We start from the raw sequence: 16,552 nt of genomic DNA, 5'->3' as shown, positions 1-16,552 counted from the left end.
ATAACTTGGTGGTTATCCCGCTCATTCACCCGCGACCTCATTGTTCAAGAATTTTTGAATTACTTTTATATATTATCATCGCCCAGATTAGTTCAACAAAAGTTGAACAAGTAGTGACAAACCATGACAGATATTATCACCGGAGCACTCATCTCCGGACTGGACGCCGTCATCGAGTATCTTGCCGCACACACGGTAACCTGCCTGGTACCGGCATTTTTCATTGCAGGTGCAATTGCTGCATTTGTTAAAAAAGATGCCATACTGAAGTATTTTAGTCCTGACGCAAAGAAATCGGTGTCATACGGCATCGCATCGATATCAGGCATTGTGCTTGCAGTCTGTTCCTGTACGATCCTCCCGATGTTTGCAGGAATTATGAAGAAAGGTAGTGGTATCGGGCCTGCAATCGCCTTCCTCTATGCCGGCCCCGCGATCAACATCCTTGCAATCATCTACACCGCAACCGTGCTGGGGGTGGATATAGGCATCGCACGTGCAGTCTTTGCCGTTGTGATGGCCATCGCCATTGGTCTTATTATGGCAACCCTCTTCAAAGAGCACGACAAGGGAGCCCGGAGCGCCGCAGCACAGGTGGCGGGGATGACGACCGGAGGAGAAGAACGCCCCCGCTGGGTGAACCCGGCATTCTTTGTGATGATGGTCCTCGTCCTCGTCATCGGTGCCTCGCCGCTGGACATCGTGCTGCGCCTCGCAGTTGTCTACCTCCTGACACTCGCGATTGCCATACTCCTGATCTACTTCTATGAACGCGATGAAGTAACGGAATGGGGGTATGAAGTCTGGGATCTCGTAAAGAAGATCTTCCCCATCCTCATTGGAGGAACATTCGTTGTCGGAGTGATCGCCTTTTTCCTGCCTCCTGAGACGTTCCAGCCGTTCTTTGGAACAAATTCCATCGGTTCGGTCTTTTTAGGCGCAGTCATAGGTGCCATACTCTACATGCCAACTCTCCTCGAAGTGCCCATCATCGGCGGAACATTCGGCTACACCCAGGGGCTGATGGCCGGGGGACCGGCACTTGCCCTGCTCCTTGCAGGCCCAACGATCAGTCTGCCATCCATTCTCGTCCTCACGCGGATTATGGGTGCTAAGAAGACGGCGGCTTATGTTGCACTGGTCATTATCTTTTCAACGGCGGCAGGACTTGTCTACGGAACATTCTTTGGATAAGGGAGTGAGAGAGGGGAGAGACAATGAACAGAGGAAAACCGTGCTGTGAGGCCGAAGCAATGCGAAGGATCCGACAGATATCTGTCGGGGACACTGTTGTCGGCCTCTCCATGCTGGAACAGATCTTTGAAGATGTGGCAGGTGCAGATCTGTCACCGGACACAATCATCCGCAGCGAACTTCTGCGGCAGGTGAAAATCTACAACTATGTGCCAAAACCTGCCGAAGAGGCCTATGCGGATGCAGTATTTGCAGAATATCAGAATGAACTGAAACGGAGATGAAGAAAAATGATAACAATTGAAGTGTTGGGAACCGGATGCATGAAATGCAAACGCCTCCTGAAAAATGTTGAAAAAGCAGTGGAAGAAACAAAAACTGAGGCAGAGATCATCAAAATAGAGGATATAAACGAGATCATGGACCGTGGTGTGATGCTCACACCAGGGCTGATAATCAATGGTGAACTCATTGTTTCCGGCCGTGTGGCAGACGTGAAGGAAATTTCCGGTTATCTTCTGGAGTGAACGGAGATATGGCAGAACAACCGGTCTGCTCCTGCGGGAGCTCATGCGGTGAGGGAGGGCCCACAGAAGGAATCGTACAGCGGCTGATCTTCCCCTGTGCGGGTGTGGCAAACACCGGACAACTCACCAACTGCGCCGCAATTCAGCTCACAGAAGAGGGTTACGGTAAAGCAGCATGTATTGCTCTTCTTGCCACAGGTGCAGAAGGAATTGTCAGGGCTGCAAAAGATGCAGATGAAGTGCTCATCCTTGACGGATGCGCGGCCCGGTGTGCAGGAAAAATTGCAGATTCATTGGGAATCTGTGCGGAACAGAGCATAGTTGTGACGGAACTGGGTATTGAGAAGAAAGGGTCACGCGAATACACGGACGACGATATTGAAACCGTGGTATCCGCCGTCTGGGAAGGAGAGGGACGCGAGGAATAATCATTTATTTTACTGAAATCCCCTCTCTTTCCCGCCCGAGTGCGCCGGACACTCCTCCCCAAAAGAGGGAGGTCGTCTAAAAGATGGAGCGGCTTAATGTATCTTGCCCGATATCAACCAGTTCTGAAAAAATGAGGGTCAAAAGAGAAACCAATCATACAAGATGAGGAATGATTCTTTCCCGATAAAACCAGCCAGAGGGACTATTCAGGAGAAAGAGAAGAGCACCCCTCTTCCAGCGTAACATGCACCGCTTCAGGAAGAAACGAAACAGACACCGCTCCGCCCGGCACAATACCCTTCTCTTTGATCTCCTGCTCGGTTGCGAGCGCAAAGAGAGTGATTCCGAAGGAAACCCGCAACAGGAAAAACGATTCCCGTGGAGTGACCTCCTCAATTATTGCCGGAAAACAGTTGTATTCGTCATCTGCTTTCATCCCGGCACGCCGCACGGAGACATCGGCTGCGCGGATAAAGACACAGACAGAAGCATCTTCCGGCACGACATCACCTGTCCGGATACTGCACCCCTCAACCGTTATGACCGAACCTCCGGCACCGCTGCCTGCCACGGTACCCCCAAAGACATTCTCGATCCCCACGAACCTGCCGACCTTCCGGTTCGGGGGCTTTCTGAATACCTCATCACGACCTCCCTCCTGCTCCAGTGTACCGTCAATGATAACTGCTACACGGGTGGCAAGAGAAAGTGCCTCCTCGCGGGAATGAGTGACATGCACAATCGTAAGCCCGCTTTCCCGATGGATGGCCCGTAGGTCTGCAACAAACTTGTCCCGGTTCACCTGATCCATCGCAGAGAGCGGTTCATCAAGGAGCAGGACATCAGGGTCTGTCACAAGAGCCCGTGCGAGCGCCACCCGCTGCTGTTCTCCCCCGCTCATGGTATAGGGAGCACGGTCTTTGAGATGGCCAATCCCAAACCGGTTGAGAACAGCACTCACGCGCGTCTCAATCTCTGCTTTTGACAGTTTCTGCAGCTTCAGCCCAAATGCGATATTGTCACAGACTGACATGTGGGGAAAGAGCGAGTAGTCCTGATAGACCAGTGCAATATTTCTCTTCTCCGGCGGAATCCCGCTCACATCCTTGCCGTCGATGAGCACGCGCCCGGAATCCGGGTGGTGAAGACCCGCTATCGCCTCAAGGATAATGGTCTTTCCCGCACCAGACGGGCCAATGACAAAGTAATAATCTCCTTTTTCAACCCTGAGACTCAGGTCATTCAGCCGGAAATCCCCCAGCTCCACCGAGACATTTTCAAACTCTATCATCGTATATTCCCACCTTCTTCATCAGTATGCGCAGAATGGCAAAGACCACCAGACAGACCAGAATCATCGCAAATGCCACTGCGGTACTTTCCCTGAGACCTGCGGTCGTGAACTTGTAGTAGATGAGCGTTGATATGACCATCGGGTAGTAGGCGATCATAATAATTGCCGCAAATTCACCGATACCCCGTCCCCATGCAAGAATGCTGCCACTAAAGATATGACGCAGTGAAAGCGGCAGAACAACCAGACGGAATGCCTGAAAACGGGATGCCCCGAGGGTACGGGCAGCGTTTTCCAGATGCAACGGGACTTTTTCAAATCCGTCACGCACTGCGTTCACAAAATACGGGGATGAGACAAAGAACATCGCCGCAACGATTCCCGGATATGCTCCCTCAAAGATGATGCCAATCTGTGAGAGTGGCGCACCAATGATACCGCGGCGCATAAAGAGGATATAGACCATGATACCTGCGATGGTATGCGGCAGCATCACCGGGATATCAACGATGCTCTCCACCAGCCCTTTTCCCCGGAAATCTGTCCGTGCCAGAATATAGGCGAGGGGGATGCCAAAGATGAGGAGTAAAAGAACAGCGTTCAGACCTGCCACCATCGTCAGGAGGATAGCATCCACGACCTTTGATTCCGTTGCAACGGATACGAAGTACGGCAGATCGGTCACCTGCCCGATGGTTATTGTGAGAAGTCCCAGAACCGTCAGGATCACAATCAAACTGCCAATCAGGGCAAATGACAGGATACAGGAGTCAGGAATCTTTCGTGATCTCTGCATTCATCTGCTCCGAATAAAAAAAAGAGAATTTTGAGAGATTCAGGCGCTCATCTCAACGAGGCTCTCCAGTGCTGCGGGTATGTCAACAAACCCGACCGGAGGGTTGATGGGAGGCTGTCCTGCATCTTCCATGATCTGCTGGCCGGTTGGGCCGATGAGCATGGAGACAAACTCAACACCAGTTTCAGGATTGTCTGCCGTCTTCGGGACCGTGACACCGTAGACAATCGGTTTGCCCTTCATCATACCGCCCTCGGTATCAATCAGGACTTTTGCATAGGTATCCTTGTAGGCAATTGCAGAAAGATCGATTGACTCAGGGAGTTCGATGTATTTCACACCAGACTCAGCGTTCTGCTCAGCGACACTGCGGTATTCCCATGCATAGTCAAGGTTTCCTGACTCAAGGCCGGCGATTAACTCCACACTCTTGGGCGTAATCGTGACCGGGTAGGTCGGTGCAGTTTCATTTGCATGGACGGTGACAACACCATCTGCAACGGTCGGATAAATTGAGGTATACTCACCGACAAGGTTGTCAAAGATCATATCATCGTTGTACTCCATCTCAGCGAGCGTGATCACCATGAGAGACCGGTATCCGCACGGGTCAAGGTTCGGATCGGAAAAGCCCCAGGTAACACCCTCACGTGCGAGGATCTCATACCAGTTGTCTGCGGTGACTTCATCAGCAAAGTTGCTCTTGTCCGTGTAGCAGAGCACCATGCGGTTCTTTGCAAAGGTCACATACCATGATGCATAATCAGGGATCATCATGTTCGGGATCAGTGAGTAATCCGCAGATGCATACACATCAGCGACTGCATCAAGCTCGGTGATCTCCTTTGCGAGTTTGGTACTACCTGCCGGGTGGAGCTGGACATCCACATTAGAGTGTTCTGCCTCAAATGCCTTCTCCATGTCCTCCATTGGGGCGGTCAGGCTGCCCGCATGGTAGACCTCGAGTGTGATTTTCTCTTCCGCTGCTGCGGTCGGTTCAGCTGTCGAAACAGGTGTCTGTTCGGCTGTAGGCGTATCGCTACTTCCTGTACAGCCACAGATGAACACAGTCGCACACACCACTGCAACTGCCATGAGAATTACCAGATTCTTTTTCATCAGAGATAGGTTATTTTCTGAATTTTTAAACCTTTATACTTATTTCAAAAAAAAACCCAAAAATGTAAACTTAATCAGTTTAATAAACTTAATCCACATAACCAAGGAACATTAACATAATATCGCTAAAACATCAATTCAAATGAAAAATTTCGAATATTTTTTACGAGAGATAGCCAATCTTACTATTTGAATGCCCTTCTTAAACTGAGGTACCTGCAACAGGTTTTACCGGAGGCCGGACCAAAGAGTATCATATTATCCGGAGACCCCCAAGAGGAGGAGGCAATTATGACAGAACGAAGACGGGAACGCTACACACACCTGAGGGCGGTGATCAGGGACAAAAGATCGCTGCTGGTATCCTACTCAGGCGGCATTGACAGCCTGGTGCTTGCCATTGTCGCACGCGATGTACTGGGAAATGACTCCGCCTGCTGTCTGATAACAAGTCCGCTTCTCCCCCCACGTGAGGAAGAGGCAGCTCGTGCCATCGCCGCCCGAGAAGAGCTGCGACTCTTTGTCAGGGAGTCAGATATCCTGAAGAATCCCGAATTCAGGATGAACTCAAAGAATCGATGTGCCATATGCAAACAGGAAAGTGCCCGAATTCTTCACGAGGTGGCGGATGAACATGGGTTTGCGGCAATCGCGGACGGGACAAACGCCGATGACATCACCGGATACCGCCCCGGTTACCAGACAGGCCTTGCCGCAGGCATCACCCACCCCTTTGTTGAAGCGGGCATTACCAAGGATGATATCCGAATCATCGCAAAGATGCACTCGATTCCGGAGTATGCGAAACCATCTGCGTCCTGCCTTGCAACACGAATTCCCTATAATGAATGTCTGGACCCGCAGCTTCTCGCCCGTATCGCACGGGCAGAAGAGGTTATCCGTGCCGCCGGGGCACAACAGGTGCGGGTCCGCGTCCACGGGGATGTGGCACGCATCGAAACCGACCCCGAATCCATGGAACGCATTTTTGTACTTCACGAAATCATCGCGAAGGCATTTCATACGCTGGGATTCCGACACGTGGCACTGGATATGGACGGATTTAAAAGCGGTAGCATGGACTGAAACTGGCTTCATATTGTAGATTATTCAGGCATTTCTCCTGGAACCTGTTTATCACAACATCTGACAGCTAATAGGAACACCCATAGTTGACACGAAAGTCAATAAACAATATATGCAGATGACACAAATGTCATATTGATGACAATAACGTCATCATCGGGTGGCATCCCGGACCCATGAACACCAATCCAAATCATTTCGGGGAAACTTTACTGGCCACCAATCCCCCGACATACAGACAACAGAGAATGGCACACATAACCAAAGCAGCATTATCCTGCCTGAGGATAATGACCGGGATACGTTCTGTACCTCAAAACCACACACCATACAGAACGTACCCCTGCCTAAAAGGTCATGTATGAAACTCCACACGGCATGCGATGGAACAGAACATCGCTGTTTTGCAATCACACATGATGAATCACACGATTTTCCATTCAGTTCCACCCCCCCCTTAAATATGTTCGGGGCGTCCATCCACTATTTTTTACAATTCATTCCGGTTCTTCCAAATCTGCATATTATCAGTCGCATTCAGGCAGGCAATCCCGCACATTATGAACGGAGGGGTATCAAAGATGAAAAAGAAGTATCTGTCAGGCCCACCATCAATATGAGTTCACGATCTGATTTCAGATAAATAAAGAAAAGAAGCATTCATCAGGGGAAGTAACCGGGGGAACACCGCTCCCCACACCAGTTTCAGTCGCCTGTTACTTCTTCACAAAAAAGAGCATGTCTGTCATAGCACTCCACCGCTTCTTCAGGACAGCACAATCCGTACCAAAGAATACTGCATTCTTCAGCCCACCAAGGGTGTACATCACAATCTCAGCGAGACAGCGGGGGTCATCGCCGGATGAAATTTCTCCGTTCTGCTGCCCTTCTTGAATGCGTTCGGAAAGCTTCCTCACTCCCTCCTCAAAGATCATCTGCATTGACTGCTGGATGTCCGGTGTGCGGGATGCGATGCTGAAGAGCTCGGCTTCAACCGAAGGCAGATTCATTGCCGAGATTACCATCAGTTCAAACATCAAAGAGAGAATATCCCGGAAAGATTTATCCTGAAAGGTATCTTCAAAAATTGCCTTTCCTTCCTCTTTCATCTCTTCCAGAATTGCATTGAGAAGGGCTTCTTTGTCACTGAAATAATTATAAAGTGTGGCACGGGAGATACCAACACGGGCTGCCACATCCTCCATCCGGAGCGCATGCAGGCCACACTCATTGACCTCTTCAAGTGCGGCTTTCACAATGCGGCGGCGCACATCCTCTTTGTATCCCGGAACAACACGTGGCATAGTATATGAACACATATGCTCTCCACACAAATAAATGACACGCACGTCAGCAATAAATATATAGTGTTGACGCCAATGTCAATATAATGACACAAATGTCATTTTCTGATGATGCACAGAAATCCGGATACCATATCACCAACCCGGAACGATTTCGCAGAGCGGCCTATACGTCTGAAAGCGTTCCCTGTGATGAACCCGATGAGCTGGCTGCGGTCCGTCTGACAACAGAGATCATCCGTGAGTATGCAGGTGATACAGCAGAGCGCCTGATGAATACATACGGCCAGATCCTCGAAACCGCTCCACTCTGGGATGAAGCCGGGTATGAACCACCCCATGACGTGAAGCTGCTCGTTGAAATACTGCACCGGATTCATGCGGAGATCTGAACCGCGCATCTCCTCTTTTCCCATACACACAACCCTGTGTCCGGAAAAAAATACCGGGCACAATTCAGATAGACCTTCGGATGGAATCAGGTGGGGGTCACACACGTTCGCACGGGATACGGATAGCTGGGAAAAAAAGGTTGAATGTTTGTTCAGGTGCCAGTCTCAGATGAGCTTATCGCCAGCGCCGGGCCCTGCAGTGCAGGTATATACATCGGTTATTTTGATGACGAGCATCCCCTTTGCAGGAACATTCGGCATTCGTTCAAGAGTTTCTTTTCGGAAGGTCTCAAATTGTTCTCCCTCATTCACATACGTAACATCGCCGTGAACCTGGAAACAGCCTTTCACACCCTCTCCCCAGACATAGATGGCGGCCTTTGGATTCTCCCGGATGTTTGCGACCGTCTTCTGCATGAAGTTGTCCATCACAAGAATCGTCTCCGGGTCTGCAAGTGTCTTTGCGCCCATCGGTGCGACATTCGGGACACCGTTTTTATCTGCGGTTGCAAGGGGGATAATTCTCAGTGCATTGAACGCTTCAATCAGGTCTTCAGTCAGTTGTACCATTATATTACTCCAACTGAGTATTTGCGGCTGAGAAAGAAAAAATATGCGGGACCATTCCTTTCATCTTTTTTTAACCGGAAATGTCAGCACCCAGGTGGTACCCTCGCCACGTACAAGCTCAATCGTCCCGCCCAGCTGGTCAGTAACCACACTGTGGACGATATTCATTCCCAAAGACGGCTGCCGGAAGGGATCAACATCTTCAGGTATTCCCACACCATCATCGCTGAAACGGAGCACCTTCCTGTCGTCACTGCACTCCATTACAATGACAATCTTTCCTTCATCACGCCCTTCAAATGCATATTTAATGGAATTTGTGATGAGTTCGTTGACAATAAGGGAAAAAAGAATCCCTGAATTCAGGTCAAGAGCACAACCGTGGGCGAAAACCTCCACCTCAATTTCCTTTCCCACAGAGAAGTTCGGGACGATCTCGTTCACCAGCGCTGTCAGGTGCTCATGGGCATCGATGGTGGTAATATTTCGTGACCGATAGATACTCTCATGAACCATCGCCATAGAGATGATGCGATTTGCCGTCTCAGTCAGTGAAGCGACTGCATGTTCATCATCCAGAGTCCGCATCTGCATCTGGATCATCGATGAGATGAGCGCCAGATTGTTTTTGACCCGATGATGCACCTCCTGCAGGAGGGTTGTCTTCTCCGCAAGTGACTGGTGAAGCGCATTCTCTGCCTCCCTTCGCCGGGATATATCAGTCATAAAGATACAGGCAAACTCCATCTCGCTGAGATTTACATAATCAACCATAATATTGGCAGGGAAGGACGTCCCATCTCCCCGTCCCTGAATTGTTTCAAACCGCCGATTCCCACCGGAGCGGAGGCCATCCCAGAATTTCCTCCACCGTAAGGCGTTGAGATACGGATGAATTTCCCAGACATTCATACCGAGGATTGTTTCCGCCGGCAGACGTAGGAGCTCAACCCCCCGTTTATTAATATATATGAATTCTCCGGTACGATTGATCCAGGCGATACCAATGGTTGCCTGCTCTACAGTAAGCCGGGTGATGGTGAGCATCTCCTCATATGCCTTCCGCTCAGTGATGTCGATAATGTTGCCGATGAGTGCAGGACGACCACCATATTCACCGACGGAACCAAATACCTCAAAAGGAAACTGAACCCCTGTCTGTGTCAATCCCTGCGTTTCAAGATGTACCTCATGTATCTCCCCCGCAATGCACTGCTCGTACAGATCATGCATAGTACTACGCATTTCAGGTGCAATTATCGTTCCCCCATACATCCCAATTATCATTTCAAGCGGGTAACCGAAGAGACGGACACACGTATCATTGACGTACACAAATTTGTGGTCCTGAATAATATAGGTACCAATGGTGGGATTCTCCGCAACCAGCCGAAACTTCTTCTCACTCTCCCGAAGGGCATTTATGGTGTGTATACGCTCAGTAATGTCCATAATAGTCCCAAGAGACCGGATGTAGGTACCGTCAGTGTGGTAGTAATGGCTGCCCCGGCAATAGAGAGTGAGTATTTCTCCGTTTTCTTCCAGAACCGCCCGGAACTCTTCTGAAAACTCACTTTGATTCTCTACTGATTCATGGAATTTCACTCCGAGAAATTCATATTCATCGGGGTGTATCCGGAGCCCCTCACGTTCCAGAAACGAAAGCATTCCGGGTGGGGTTTTCTCGCCCATCCGTGGAAATGAAACCGTTGAACCATCACATTCCCAAAACCGAATCTGGGTAACACGTTGTGCCTCTTTCACTTTCCATTCACGTTCAAGCAGTTCATTCTCCGCTTCCTTGATCTCGGTGATATCCTGTATTACTCCCACACTTTTTATTGGCTCACCTGTGTTGTCAAAGAACGTCTGGCACCGGCTGTGAACGTAGCGCACCTGCCTGTCCGGGAGAAGGATCCGATAGACCAAGTCAAACGGCAGATACTCCTTCAGATGTCGCTCATATGCCTCCTCCACCTCCGCACGGTCTTCCTGGTACACAAAATTCTGCAAATATTCTTCCATTGACAGGGGTATTCTCACCGCATCAAACCCAATGCGTGGTAGGAGGCTATGGTCAGATTCTAAGCGGTCTTCAATGATATTATACACCCACCCACCCACACGTGCCATGTCCTGGGTCTCCCGCAGTTGTTCCTCCCGCTCCGCCAGTGAATCCATTGCCTCATGCTGTTCAGTGATATCCATGATGGTGCCAACCAGACGCCTGGGTTTTCCTTCGGGATACTCGGAGACAATAAGTCCCCGCGCTCTTACCCATCTCCAGGTACCATTTGTGTGCAGTATCCTGAGTTCCGAGAAGAAGGGAGCACCCTTATTGGTAAAATAGTCCTGAAGAACCTTCCTGAATGTTTCACGGTCACACGGATGAACAAGTGATATCAGATCACTGAATTTATCGATCTCCATCTCGGTCGGGGAAAAACCCAGAATATTTCCGAAACGGGCGTCAAAGACCATACGATCCGAAGCAATATCCCAGTCATAGATCCCAAGGTCCGCACCGGCAACCGCAAGAGAGAAACGCTGCTCACTTTCACGCATGGCACTCTCCACTCTCTGGCGTTCGCTGATGTCACGGCAATAGACACAGGAAAATTCCCGAGTTCCCACCTTCACATAGCTTTCCACAACTTCAACAGAGAAAAAAGAACCATCCGCCTTCCGGTGGCGGGATTCATGGACGAGGAATCGGTTCTCCCTGAGATCCGCCCAGTGTCGCTGCCACTCCCCAGTTGTATACGCTGGATCGATAGCATCGATCATGAACCCTGTAATAACACCTTCTCTCCCATAGGTATTCACTGCCTGCTGGTTACCATACAGCACCTCGCCATCCGGGCCAATGTACAGCACTTCATCCGGGGATGTCTCCACCGCAATCTGTGTGCGGATCAGCTCCTCCTCAGTCTGCCGTACATCAGTAATATCCTGCATCGTTCCAAATATCGGAAAACCATCTCCATCTCTCTCAACATCAAGCTGAATCCATACCCGAACCCAGATTTCAAATCCTCCACGACAAATAATCCGAAAAATATCACTGAAGTTACTTTTTTGGGACAGAGCATTTGCCATCGACAGTTTAATCCGGTCCCGTTCATCCGGATGAATAAAACTACAGAATTCATGAAATGTGTAGACCGGCTCCTCATCAAAAATATTCAGGATCTCGTAGAGACCAGTATCCGGTAAAAAGAGATCATTCTCTACATCATATTCGAAATACCCAAGACGGGCGATCGTCTGGGCATCCCGAAGGAGGTGGTTTGTCCTCTCGAATGCTATTTCAGCACGTCTCCGACGGGTTATGTCTGAATGCGTACCAATTAACCGTTCTGCCCGTCCATCAGGCAGCCAGCTAATTACCTTTCCATGGCTCTTGATCCACCGCCAGGTCCCATCAGCTGCCAGCATCCGGTATTCATTGTAGTAATTACCTTCAGAGTTGATACTCTCCTGAAGTACCTCCTCTACTGATTCCTTCTCATCAGGGTGAATGTGCGAAATCCAGAAGTCATAGGAATTTTCCGTCGTATTGGCATCATACCCCAGCATTGTATACCATTCCGGTGAGACCTTCATGATAGAATCTGGGAAAATAAATTCAAACACACCAAGGTTTAGAGCTTCAATAACCAGACGGTAACGGCGTTCTGCCTCTAAGAGCGCACATTCTGCCTCTTTCAGGGGCGAGATATCAGTGGAAAGCATCCCCACCGCCCGGACACTGCCGTCAGAACCCAGCACCGGATATAGGATGGTGTCATAAACATGTTCTTTACTATCATCCTCAAACCGCACTGCCTGCCCGCTCTCTAACACATCAGCAAATGTATTCCGTAGATATGTTTGAAATTCATCCGATCTTCCGGTCGCCTCAATAATATTCTGTCCGGTAAGGGTTTCAGGTTCCACCCCGGATGCGGCGGCAAATGAACGGTTTGCTGTAATGATTGCCCCATCCGGGCCGGCCAGCGCCTGATACGCATCAAGGGAATCCACAAGAGAACGGAGATTCTGTCTGTTCCTGCGTAGTGCATCAACCACCTTCAGCCGTTCGAGGGCAGCACCCACCTGTGCAACCAGCCCTTCGATGAGGCGACGTTCGGTACCAGGAATCTCACCGGTTCCATATGATGACAGAAGGAAGAGGCCCAGGGTCCCTTTGCTGCCATGGACGGGGAGAACCCCGATCATCTTCTGATGTTCTCCCGATCCGCTGATAATCCCTGCATGAACAAGGTCATCAGCAGACCCATACACCGGCCTCCACCCGTCATGCGGCATAATTTCTTCCGATGGCGCCCGGATATTTCCATTAATACGTCTAAACCTGTCAGAAAATCCAGTACTGTAAAGAGAGCTGAAGGTGGATTCGTCATCCTCCGCATAATAATATGCCCCTGCATCAAGGGTGCTTATCTCAAGGGCAAAGGAAATGACAAGTCGTACCGCCTCTTCACTACTTCCTGCATGAGAGAGGGAAACTGCCACATCACGCTGTGCCTTCAAAATACGGTCACGGTGATATCGTTCGGTCACATCTTTCGCCGTTGCAAGAATAATCGGGCCTGCCTCCAGTTCAAATAAATGAAGTTTCACCTCTACCGGAATTTCCCTGCCGTCTTTTGCAATATGAAACGATTCAAATTCTCCATACGCATACAGGCCCCTCCCTTCAATCCATGCCCGAAACTCCTTTAAATAGGCATCAGGGACAAGATCTGCCGGCTTCTTTGCAAGCAATTCATCACGTGTGTACCCGACTGCTGTACACATCATCTCATTGACATCAATAAATCGCCCGGGAGTACCGTCCTTGTTAATATTTAAAGAATATGCAGCATACGAGAGATTATCAAAGAGATTACGGTACGTATTTTCACTTTTTCTCAGACGGTAGGAGAGAGAAGAGACCGTTGCCCCGATCACGAGGAATATCAGTACCCGTCCCAATGCAGGGTACATAACTTCCAGAGAAGAGGACAAAATAATCCCATACGATATCAGATACAGAGCGGAGACAAGCCCCGCAAACCATACACCATAACGGGGATAGCGATACGCATAGAGAATGATGGGAATATCCAGCAGATGAGGGAATACGAACTCATACCCAGCAGAAAGTGCCATCAGGATAATGAATCCAATTACCAGTGAACTGACAATAATGAGGACATCCCAGACAGGAGAATCTTCAGCAATCTGTACTCGGGCGAACATATTGAAATTCCTCTGGCTGTTTCACCAGCCATACAGCAGGCACCTCGTATGCACAGGGCCCGGAGTACAGGTGCAAACAGCGAATAATTGGTAATTTATATCAGGAATATGTTATTTCTTTGGATTGAACAGATTCCGCGTATTGCAGAGAATTCATCAATCAAAAGGGAAAAATCAATTTTTTCGGTTGGAGCACAAATATCGTCTGAAATTCAGTACCCATACCGCACGGACACAGACAGTGCTATCCCCTGACAATATCTACCGGAATGGGATGTAAAGGGCTGCGATTGTGGTTCAGAATGCCAGCGCGGCCTCCCCATCCGGGAATGGCGGAATATGCAGTCGCCCGGACAGTATGGCGCCACCGAAAAAAACAGACAGGTATTCTGAAGTGAACAATATGCAAATATAAAGAGATTTAACCGATTACAGTGACTATTCACTAGATAGGGCAGTATTCTCGGATGCCGACATACGCCCACCGTGGTGACTCAGTGCGGGTAAATACCAGAAATGTCATCGTCATCATTGCAATAATATTGGCAATCAGTTTGGGGTTCATCATCAGCGCTCAGTATTATCTCATTGGCGGAATACAGGAAATAGAGACAGAAGAGATTATCAAAGACCTCAACACAGCCCAGAGAGCTGTTGAAACACAGGGAGAGAATCTCGCAGTCACCGTAGAAGACTATGCCGGATGGGACGATACCTACGCCTTTGCATATGACTTGAATAAGGCATATATTAAAAGTAATCTGGTTCCCTCCACCTTCCAGAATGTTGAAATTGAAGCAATCCTGTACTTTGATACTGTAGGAAGTCTGCTTTATGGAGTTTCTTATGATCCTGAAACAGAAGAAATTTTGCCGATTTCAGTTCAACTGAAAGAGAGCCTTCAATCCCTTCCTCTCATCTCTTCACCAGAATATGCCTGTGAAGATCTTTCCGGAATACTCAACACACCAGATGGCATCTGGATAATTGCGGCCGAACCCATTCTCACATCATACTACGAAGGGCCATCACGGGGCCACCTGGTGATGGCATCCCGGTTCACATCCGATATCACAGAACAAATTGCCGCAGACACAAACCTCGGTATCAGGGCAGAGCCACTGGGGGCAGGAACCACCTGGGATGCCTTTGTGACAGGACAGAATGGCACATCCAATATCCAACCACAGGTAGTAACTTTTGAAGAGGAAATCACCGCACGTGCCCTGATGTATGATGTGGCAGGAACACCGGCCTTTGTACTGAGTGTCAATAATCCCCGGGACACATACATTTTTGGCAAAAAGGCAGTCCGCAATACAGTAATCCTGTTTATTGTTACCCTTATCATCAGCGGAGGACTCGCCTACCGGTATCTGGGACAACATCTCACCAGAAGAATAGAGAACATCTCACAGGGAGTCCGCAGAATTTCAGATTCTTCCCTCTTTCATACCCGACTCATTGATGACGGTGACGATGAACTCACTACCATTGTCCGGTCGGTCAACAGTCTTCTGGATACCATCGAGAGCAGTCTCTCAGAGATTGAAGGAGCCAGAAAAGCTCTTGAGAGTTCTGAAAGGAAATACCGCCATCTCTTTGAAGCAGCGGGTGAAGCGATATTTATCCTTGACAAAACAGGCATTCTTGAATGCAACCGGCAAGCAGAAGAGATGACCGGATTCAGCAGAGAAGATCTCATCGGAAATCAGATGCATGTGATCCTTGGCACATGTAGAACAGATCCTGACGGGACGGCCCTCTTAGACCATACAGAAGCTGCATATTCCGGCGAACCCCACCATTTCTCCTGTGAGCGCCACTTTGGTAACGATCAATCCAGACATTTCAGCGTGTCCCTCTCCCGGTTTACCGGCACAGAAACCGTTTACCTGCTTGCGATTGTGCGGGACATCACGGCCTTTGTGAAGAATAAAGAACACCTCCGGATCACCCAGTTTTCTGTCGATAACGCTGATGATGCCATCTACTGGGTGAAGAGAGACGGAACAGTCATGTACGGAAACACATCCGCCTCCAGATCCCTTGGGTACACCCCCGAAGAACTCACCAGCCTGAAGACATGGGACCTCAACCCGACCCTTACTCCGGAGATCTGGCCGTCGGTGTGGGACAGAATCGCAGGTGGCAGCCTGGTGCATGAAGAATCGTTTCTGCTGCGCTCTGACAATACCACCTTCCCCGTCGCCCAGACGAGTAGTTATCTCTCCACGCAGGGTGAGGAGTTCATTTGCTTCTTTGTGCGCGACATCACAGAAACCATAACTATGCGAAAACGGGAAACAGAGACGCTCCACCAGATCGAAGAAAATCTGCTCTCGCTTGCCATTCTCAATGACCATATCCGGAACCCTCTGACCGTCATCGCCGCAACCGCTGATCTTCAGGAAGGGGAAGCACGGGAGAAAATCCTCTCCCAGGTAGACCTGATTGATGAAATTGTCAAAAAACTGGATCAGAGATGGCTCGAATCGGCAAAAATTCGTGATTTCCTCGTTAAGCATTATGATTTTAAAGAGGACGTTATAAAAGAGGAGAACGACAGCGAAACAGCCGAAAAATAAGGGGAG

13 protein-coding genes are annotated in these 16,552 nt (G+C 49.4%); 7 read left to right on the top strand and 6 right to left on the bottom strand.

Features of this window, described 5'->3' with window-relative positions:
• The first annotated feature begins 123 nt into the window (after positions 1–123).
• The 4 genes from OU421_RS07090 to OU421_RS07075 are packed head-to-tail and all read left to right on the top strand — an operon-like array spanning position 124 to position 2,149.
• Positions 124–1,194: a permease gene (locus OU421_RS07090; RefSeq protein ID WP_268185374.1), complete on the top strand. Its 1,071-nt coding sequence runs from the start codon at positions 124–126 to the stop codon at positions 1,192–1,194.
• Positions 1,195–1,217: 23 nt separating this feature from the next.
• Positions 1,218–1,478 carry a hypothetical protein gene (locus OU421_RS07085; protein ID WP_268185373.1) on the top strand — a complete coding sequence of 87 codons (261 nt, stop codon included), beginning with the start codon at positions 1,218–1,220 and terminating at the stop codon, positions 1,476–1,478.
• 9 nt (positions 1,479–1,487) lie between these two features.
• A complete protein-coding gene (locus OU421_RS07080; protein ID WP_268187878.1) occupies positions 1,488–1,721 on the top strand; it encodes a thioredoxin family protein in 234 nt (77 codons plus the stop codon).
• Positions 1,722–1,729: 8 nt separating this feature from the next.
• Positions 1,730–2,149 (top strand): putative zinc-binding protein, encoded by a 420-nt coding sequence (locus OU421_RS07075; protein ID WP_268185372.1) that lies wholly within the window; start codon positions 1,730–1,732, stop codon positions 2,147–2,149.
• Between the two features lie 203 nt (positions 2,150–2,352).
• Here the strand turns inward: OU421_RS07075 and OU421_RS07070 are convergent, their stop codons facing one another.
• The 3 genes from OU421_RS07070 to wtpA are packed head-to-tail and all read right to left on the bottom strand — an operon-like array spanning position 2,353 to position 5,359.
• Positions 2,353–3,441 carry an ABC transporter ATP-binding protein gene (locus OU421_RS07070; protein ID WP_268185371.1) on the bottom strand — a complete coding sequence of 363 codons (1,089 nt, stop codon included), beginning with the start codon at positions 3,439–3,441 and terminating at the stop codon, positions 2,353–2,355.
• Complete coding sequence (locus OU421_RS07065; RefSeq protein ID WP_268185370.1) at positions 3,428–4,240, bottom strand: ABC transporter permease; 813 nt, start codon at positions 4,238–4,240, stop codon at positions 3,428–3,430. Before OU421_RS07065 ends, OU421_RS07070 begins: the two co-directional genes overlap by 14 nt.
• Positions 4,241–4,279: 39 nt before the next feature.
• Positions 4,280–5,359: a tungstate ABC transporter substrate-binding protein WtpA gene (gene wtpA / locus OU421_RS07060; RefSeq protein ID WP_268185369.1), complete on the bottom strand. Its 1,080-nt coding sequence runs from the start codon at positions 5,357–5,359 to the stop codon at positions 4,280–4,282.
• 291 nt (positions 5,360–5,650) lie between these two features.
• Here wtpA and larE point away from each other — a divergent pair, with 291 nt between their 5' ends.
• The gene (gene larE, locus OU421_RS07055) at positions 5,651–6,445 is read left to right on the top strand and encodes an ATP-dependent sacrificial sulfur transferase LarE (RefSeq protein ID WP_268185368.1); all 795 of its coding nucleotides are present in this window, start codon (positions 5,651–5,653) and stop codon (positions 6,443–6,445) included.
• 716 nt (positions 6,446–7,161) lie between these two features.
• Here larE and OU421_RS07050 read toward each other — a convergent pair.
• Positions 7,162–7,764, bottom strand: coding sequence for a TetR/AcrR family transcriptional regulator (locus OU421_RS07050; RefSeq protein WP_268185367.1), 603 nt, complete (start codon positions 7,762–7,764; stop codon positions 7,162–7,164).
• 71 nt (positions 7,765–7,835) lie between these two features.
• On the opposite strand from OU421_RS07050, the gene OU421_RS07045 reads away from it, so the two are divergent.
• On the top strand, positions 7,836–8,141 hold the full coding sequence (locus tag OU421_RS07045; protein ID WP_268185366.1) for a hypothetical protein: 306 nt from the start codon (positions 7,836–7,838) through the stop codon (positions 8,139–8,141).
• Positions 8,142–8,306: 165 nt separating this feature from the next.
• Here the strand turns inward: OU421_RS07045 and OU421_RS07040 are convergent, their stop codons facing one another.
• Positions 8,307–8,711 carry a pyridoxamine 5'-phosphate oxidase family protein gene (locus tag OU421_RS07040; protein ID WP_268185365.1) on the bottom strand — a complete coding sequence of 135 codons (405 nt, stop codon included), beginning with the start codon at positions 8,709–8,711 and terminating at the stop codon, positions 8,307–8,309.
• A gap of 60 nt (positions 8,712–8,771) precedes the next feature.
• The gene (locus tag OU421_RS07035; RefSeq protein ID WP_268185364.1) at positions 8,772–13,958 is read right to left on the bottom strand and encodes a PAS domain S-box protein; all 5,187 of its coding nucleotides are present in this window, start codon (positions 13,956–13,958) and stop codon (positions 8,772–8,774) included.
• A 467-nt stretch (positions 13,959–14,425) separates the two neighbouring features.
• On the opposite strand from OU421_RS07035, the gene OU421_RS07030 reads away from it, so the two are divergent.
• Positions 14,426–16,546, top strand: a complete 2,121-nt coding sequence (locus OU421_RS07030; RefSeq protein ID WP_268185363.1) for a CHASE4 domain-containing protein — start codon at positions 14,426–14,428, stop codon at positions 16,544–16,546.
• The last annotated feature ends 6 nt before the right edge of the window (positions 16,547–16,552 follow it).

This window comes from Methanogenium organophilum (genome assembly GCF_026684035.1).
In the GTDB taxonomy this organism is placed as follows: domain Archaea; phylum Halobacteriota; class Methanomicrobia; order Methanomicrobiales; family Methanomicrobiaceae; genus Methanogenium; species Methanogenium organophilum.
This window is presented reverse-complemented; position numbering and strand designations above follow the sequence as displayed.

What these genes read in the sequence shown, in the direction of transcription:
- OU421_RS07090 (WP_268185374.1), top strand. Translation starts at nt 124, where the DNA reads ATGACAGATATTATCACCGGAGCACTCATCTCCGGACTGGACGCCGTC.
- OU421_RS07085 (WP_268185373.1), top strand. Translation starts at nt 1,218, where the DNA reads ATGAACAGAGGAAAACCGTGCTGTGAGGCCGAAGCAATGCGAAGGATC.
- OU421_RS07075 (WP_268185372.1), top strand. Translation starts at nt 1,730, where the DNA reads ATGGCAGAACAACCGGTCTGCTCCTGCGGGAGCTCATGCGGTGAGGGA.
- OU421_RS07070 (WP_268185371.1), bottom strand. Translation starts at nt 3,441, where the DNA reads ATGATAGAGTTTGAAAATGTCTCGGTGGAGCTGGGGGATTTCCGGCTG.
- OU421_RS07065 (WP_268185370.1), bottom strand. Translation starts at nt 4,240, where the DNA reads ATGCAGAGATCACGAAAGATTCCTGACTCCTGTATCCTGTCATTTGCC.
- wtpA (WP_268185369.1), bottom strand. Translation starts at nt 5,359, where the DNA reads ATGAAAAAGAATCTGGTAATTCTCATGGCAGTTGCAGTGGTGTGTGCG.
- larE (WP_268185368.1), top strand. Translation starts at nt 5,651, where the DNA reads ATGACAGAACGAAGACGGGAACGCTACACACACCTGAGGGCGGTGATC.
- OU421_RS07050 (WP_268185367.1), bottom strand. Translation starts at nt 7,764, where the DNA reads ATGTGTTCATATACTATGCCACGTGTTGTTCCGGGATACAAAGAGGAT.
- OU421_RS07045 (WP_268185366.1), top strand. Translation starts at nt 7,836, where the DNA reads ATGACACAAATGTCATTTTCTGATGATGCACAGAAATCCGGATACCAT.
- OU421_RS07040 (WP_268185365.1), bottom strand. Translation starts at nt 8,711, where the DNA reads ATGGTACAACTGACTGAAGACCTGATTGAAGCGTTCAATGCACTGAGA.
- OU421_RS07035 (WP_268185364.1), bottom strand. Translation starts at nt 13,958, where the DNA reads ATGTTCGCCCGAGTACAGATTGCTGAAGATTCTCCTGTCTGGGATGTC.
- OU421_RS07030 (WP_268185363.1), top strand. Translation starts at nt 14,426, where the DNA reads ATGCCGACATACGCCCACCGTGGTGACTCAGTGCGGGTAAATACCAGA.